The sequence below is a fragment of the Streptomyces aureus genome, from assembly GCF_001418135.1.
GTDB lineage: Bacteria > Actinomycetota > Actinomycetes > Streptomycetales > Streptomycetaceae > Streptomyces > Streptomyces aureus_A.
Map to the genome: position 1 here is coordinate 1 of NZ_LIPQ01000022.1, position 5,129 is coordinate 5,129.

4 protein-coding genes and 1 pseudogene are annotated in these 5,129 nt (G+C 74.7%); 2 read left to right on the top strand and 3 right to left on the bottom strand.

Annotated features, from left to right (window positions below; genetic code table 11):
• Both AOK00_RS02565 and AOK00_RS02570 read left to right on the top strand, forming a co-directional pair.
• Nucleotides 1–1,328, top strand: a pseudogene (locus AOK00_RS02565) (serine protease); the annotation flags it as partial.
• Nucleotides 1,329–1,359: 31 nt separating this feature from the next.
• Entirely contained in the window at nucleotides 1,360–2,328 is a 969-nt protein-coding gene (locus AOK00_RS02570; RefSeq protein WP_079041808.1) for a bifunctional riboflavin kinase/FAD synthetase, read from the top strand.
• 68 nt (nucleotides 2,329–2,396) lie between these two features.
• On the opposite strand, the gene AOK00_RS02575 is transcribed toward AOK00_RS02570, so the two are convergent.
• From AOK00_RS02575 to AOK00_RS02585, 3 genes are all read right to left on the bottom strand, one after another.
• Entirely contained in the window at nucleotides 2,397–3,407 is a 1,011-nt protein-coding gene (locus AOK00_RS02575; protein WP_055598692.1) for an ABC transporter ATP-binding protein, read from the bottom strand.
• Nucleotides 3,404–4,378, bottom strand: coding sequence for an ABC transporter ATP-binding protein (locus AOK00_RS02580; RefSeq protein ID WP_055598693.1), 975 nt, complete (start codon nucleotides 4,376–4,378; stop codon nucleotides 3,404–3,406). The genes AOK00_RS02575 and AOK00_RS02580 overlap by 4 nt, the downstream gene beginning before the upstream one ends.
• A partial coding sequence (locus AOK00_RS02585) for an ABC transporter permease (protein ID WP_055598694.1) occupies nucleotides 4,375–5,129 on the bottom strand: 755 nt, incomplete at its 5' end. The genes AOK00_RS02585 and AOK00_RS02580, both read right to left, overlap by 4 nt.

Consider the following 5,129-nt stretch of genomic DNA (forward strand, 5'->3'; position numbering starts at 1 on the left):
CTCTCTTCGCGGTTCTCGCCGACCCACCGCCCGGCGAGAACCGCGAAGAGAGCCCGAGAGAGGGCCCCGACACCGAGCGGTTTTTTTCCGTTGTCGCCGGGATGCTCGCTGCCGACTCCCGGGGCGTGCAGCCGCTGCTCTGCCGTTGGTTCGGTGACGACCGCGCCCTCCCCGCCGTCCCGGGCGCGACCGTCGCCACCGCCGCCCAGGCCCTGCTGCACACCCATCGGGCGCTCGCCGTCGACGATCTGTGCGAGGCGCTCGTCGCCACCGCGCACCCGCTCGCCGACGGCCTCCTCGCCGCCCTCGCCGAGGACGAGCCCTCCGCCGTCTGCCGGGCCGTCGACCGCTGGGCCCATGACGACGGGCGCCCGGAGCGGCGTGTCGCGGCCGCCACGTACGGACGTCTGGTCGCCGGTCACGCCACCCGCCCCGCCGACCGGGAACTCCTGCGCTTCGCCGCCCTGGCCCTGCTCGCCCGCCCCGGCGACCAGTCCCTCCACGGCGCCGCCCTCGGCCTGCTGATCCGCGACCCGCACACCCGGGACCGCCACCTGCCCCGCGCCCTCGCCGAGCCCCGGGTGCCCGCGTGCGCCCTCGTCGAGGCCCTCGCGGCCGACCCCGGACCGGTCCTCGCCGCCTTCGGGGCCCGGCTGCACGGCACGGGCGAGGCCCCCGCCGCCGCTCTGCGGGCGCTCGCCGACGTCGACACGCCCGCGCTCGCCCGACGGGTCGCCTCCCTCGTCCGCGGATACGTCGCCCGCCACCCCGAGGGCGCCGGACACGTGGCCGACTTCGTCGACCGGCGCTTCGAGCACGGCCCGGCCGCCCGAGCCGTCCTCTTCCCCCTGGTCTCCGGCCTGATCCGGGGCCGCCCCGCGCGGGTCCGCCGCGCCCTCGCCCCCGTCCTCGCCGCGCCCGGCACCGGCGCCTCCCGCCATCTGCGGGCCGAACTCCTCGACGTACTCCTGGAGCACGAGCGGTACGAGGCCGAGACGGGGGAGTTCACCGTCCTGGCCGCCCTCCTGGAGGCCGCCGCGGAGGGCGCCGAGCGCCGCAGCGAGCCGCGCACCCGGACGCTCACCCACCGGGCCGGCGCCCTGTGGGCCCGTACCCCCGAAGGCATGAGAGGGCTCGACACGGCCCTCGCGGGACACATCCGCGCGCGGCCCGCGTTCGCCACGCTGCTCGCCCGCTGGACGGTCGGCGACCCCGCCGAGTGGGCGCCGCTGCTCGGTCCGGAGACCCTCCGGGCGCTGCGGAGCCACGGCACTTCCATGCCGATGCGAACCGAAGGCCGTGGGCATGGCAGTCTTAGACCTGCGTAATCGGCGAACAGGCGGACGAGGAGCGGTCACAGTGCAGCGCTGGCGTGGCTTGGAGGACATCCCCCAGGACTGGGGGCGCAGCGTCGTCACCATCGGCTCCTACGACGGTGTGCACCGCGGGCACCAGTTGATCATCGGGCGGGCCGTCGAGCGCGCCCGGGAACTCGGTGTCCCCTCCGTGGTGGTCACCTTCGACCCGCACCCCTCCGAGGTCGTGCGGCCCGGCAGCCACCCGCCGCTGCTCGCCCCGCACCACCGGCGCGCCGAGCTGATGGCGGGCCTCGGCGTGGACGCGGTGCTGGTGCTGCCGTTCACCGCCGAGTTCTCCCAGCTGTCCCCGGCCGACTTCATCGTCAAGGTGCTCGTCGACAAGCTGCACGCGAAGGCCGTCATCGAGGGCCCCAACTTCCGCTTCGGACACCGGGCCGCCGGAAACGTCGCCTTCCTGTCCGAGCTCGGCGCCACCTACGACTACGAGGTCGAGGTCATCGACCTGTTCGTCAGCGGCACGGCGGGCGGCGGCGACCCCTTCTCCTCCACCCTCACCCGCCGGCTCGTCGCCGAGGGCGACATGGCCGGAGCCGGCGAGATCCTCGGCCGTCCGCACCGCGTCGAGGGCATCGTGGTCCGCGGCGCGCAGCGCGGCCGCGCACTCGGCTTCCCGACGGCCAACGTCGAGACCCTCCCGCACACCGCCATCCCCGCCGACGGCGTCTACGCCGGCTGGCTGACGGCCGACGGGGAGCGGATGCCGGCGGCGATCTCGGTCGGCACCAACCCGCAGTTCGACGGCACGGAGCGGACGGTGGAGGCCTACGCGATCGACCGCGAGGGCCTCGACCTGTACGGGCTGCACGTGGCCGTGGACTTCCTCGCGTACGTCCGCGGGATGCTCAAGTTCGACACCCTGGACGACCTGCTCGAAGCGATGGCCGGCGACGTGAAGCGCTGCCGGGAGCTGACGGAGGCGTACGACCTGGAGCACCCCCAGGCCGGCTAGTCCGCCGCCGTACGCTCGCCGGCCCCGGTCGGCCGCGGGACGGGAGGCGCGCACCGCCTCCCGTCGCCTCAGACCACCGCCTCCCGAGCCACCCAGTGGCAGGCCACCTCCTGCTCCCCGCCGCCGCCCAGGACCGGCAGGCCCTCGCCGCGGCAGCGGTCCGCGACCGCCAGCGCCTCACCCGAGGCGAGGACCTGGCAGCGGGCGTGGAAACGGCAGCCGGACGGGATGCGGGACGGGTCCGGGGGTTCACCGGTCAGCACGACCGGAGCGCCGCCCGACTCCGGAAGCACCGACAACAGCGCCTGGGTGTACGGATGCCGGGGCCGGGTCAGGACGGACTCCACCGTGCCGGTCTCCACGACCCGGCCCAGGTACATCACCGCCACCCGGTCCGCGATGTTCCACGCGAGACCCAGGTCGTGCGTCACCACCAGGGCGGAGAGACCGAGTTCGTCGCGCAGGCGCAGCAGCAGCGCCAGGATCTCGCCCCGCACGGAGGCGTCCAGCGAGGCCACCGGCTCGTCGGCGACGATGAGTTCGGGCTCCAGGACCAGCGCGCCCGCGATGACGACGCGCTGCCGCTGCCCGCCGGACAGTTCGTGCGGATAGCGCAGGAAGAAGCGCTCCGGGGGGCGAAGCCCGGCCCGCGCGAGGGCCCCGGCGACCGCCTCCCGCTCGTCCCCCGTGTACCCGTGGATCCGCAGCCCCTCCGCCACCGCGTCGTACACCGTGTGCCGGGGGTTGAGCGAGCCGCTCGGGTCCTGGAGGACCAGCTGGGCCCGCTTCCGGTACGCCTTGAGGGCACCGGCGCCGTACGCGAGCGGCTTCCCGTCGAAGGCGACCGTCCCCGCCGTGGGCCGGACCAGACCGAGGAGCGACCGGGCCAGGGTCGTCTTGCCGCAGCCCGACTCGCCGACGAGGGCCACGATCTCGCCCGCGCCGATGTCCAGGTCCACCCCGTCGACCGCCCGTGCGGGCGGCGCGCCCCGCCGCCCGGGGAAGGTGACGTGCAGCCCGCGCGCCGACAGCAGTGGCGCCGCCGTCGTCTCCGTACGCACGGCCGTCTCCGTACTCATGACGCGCTCCCCACATGGACGCAGGCGGCGCGGTGTTCCGTGCCCGCCTCCCTCAGTTCCAGCTGGAGTTCCCCGCACGCGTCCACCGCCACCGGACAGCGCGGATGGAAGGTGCAGCCGCCCGGCAGGTCCGCCGGGTCCGGCGGGTCGCCCGGCAGTCCGCGCGGCGCACGCCGGGACGCGGGGTCTCCGACGCGCGGGAACGCCGAGGACAGCGCCCGGCCGTAGGGGTGCCGAGCGGCCTCGTACACCGCGCGGGCCGGACCCTCCTCGACGACCCGGCCCGCGTACATCACGGCCAGCCGGTCGCAGGTGTCGGCGAGGACCGCCAGGTCGTGGCTGATCATCAGGAGGCTGATGGACTGCTCGGCGACGAGTCGCTCGATCAGCCGCAGGATCTGCGCCTGGATCATCACGTCGAGCGCGGTGGTCGGCTCGTCCGCGACGATCAGCCGCGGATCGCAGGCCAGCGCCATCGCGATCATCACGCGCTGCCGCTGTCCACCGGACAGCTCGTGCGGATAGGCGGCCGCGCGCGCGGCGGGCAGACCGACGTGTTCGAGCAGCTCGCCGGCTTTCCTGCGGGCCGCCGCCGGGGTGGCCCGGCCGTGGACGAGCAGCGGTTCGGCGATCTGGTCCCCGATCCGGTGCACGGCGTTGAGCGAGTGCATCGCGCCCTGGAAGACGATCGACGCCCCCGCCCACCGCACGGCCCGGAGCCGGCCCCACTTCATGGCGAGGACGTCGTCGCCGTCGAGCAGGATCCGCCCCTCGATCCGCGCCGACGCCGGAAGCAGGCGCAGCAGCGCGAGGGCGAGCGTGGACTTGCCGCAGCCGGACTCGCCCGCCACACCGAGCTTGCGGCCCGGCTCCAGGGTGAGGTCGACCCCGCGCACGGCGGGCACGGCGGACGCGCCCGAGCCGTACGTCACCCTGAGGTCCCGTACCTCCAGGAGGCTCTGTGTGCTCATCGGCTCACCCCCAGCTTCGGGTTGAGTACGGACTCGACGGCCCGGCCGCACAGCGTGAACGCCAGTGCGACCAGGGCGATGGCGATGCCGGGCGGGGCCAGGTACCACCAGTGCCCGGAGGAGACCGCGCCGGCCTCGCGGGCGTCCTGGAGCATGCCGCCCCAGGAGACGACCGTCGGGTCGCCGAGCCCGAGGAAGGCGAGGGTCGCCTCGGTGAGGATGGCGGTCGAGATGCCGAGCGTGGTCTGCGCGAGCACCAGCGGCATCACGTTGGGCAGCACGTGCCTGCTCATGACGTGCCCGTGGCCGCCGCCGAGCGCGGTCGCCCGTTCGATGTACGGGCGGGACTCGACGGCGATCGTCTGGGCCCGCACCAGGCGGGCCGTGGTCGGCCAGGAGGTCACCCCGATGGCGATGACGACCGTCCACATCGACCGGGACATGACGGTGGCGAGCACGATCGCGAGGACCAGGGCCGGCATCACCAGGAACCAGTCGGTGATCCGCATGACGACGGTCGAGAACCAGCCGCCGTAGTGCCCGGCGATGATCCCCACGAGGGTGCCGATGGCGACCGAGAGCGCCGCCGCGAGGAGTCCGACGAGCAGCGAGATCCGCGCTCCCCAGATCAGCAGACCGAGCAGTGAGCGCCCGAACTGGTCGGTGCCCAGCGGGAATTCGACGCTCGGCGACTCCAGTGCGGTGCCCGGGGCCTGGGTCACGGACTGCACGTCGGCGCCGACGGTCAGCG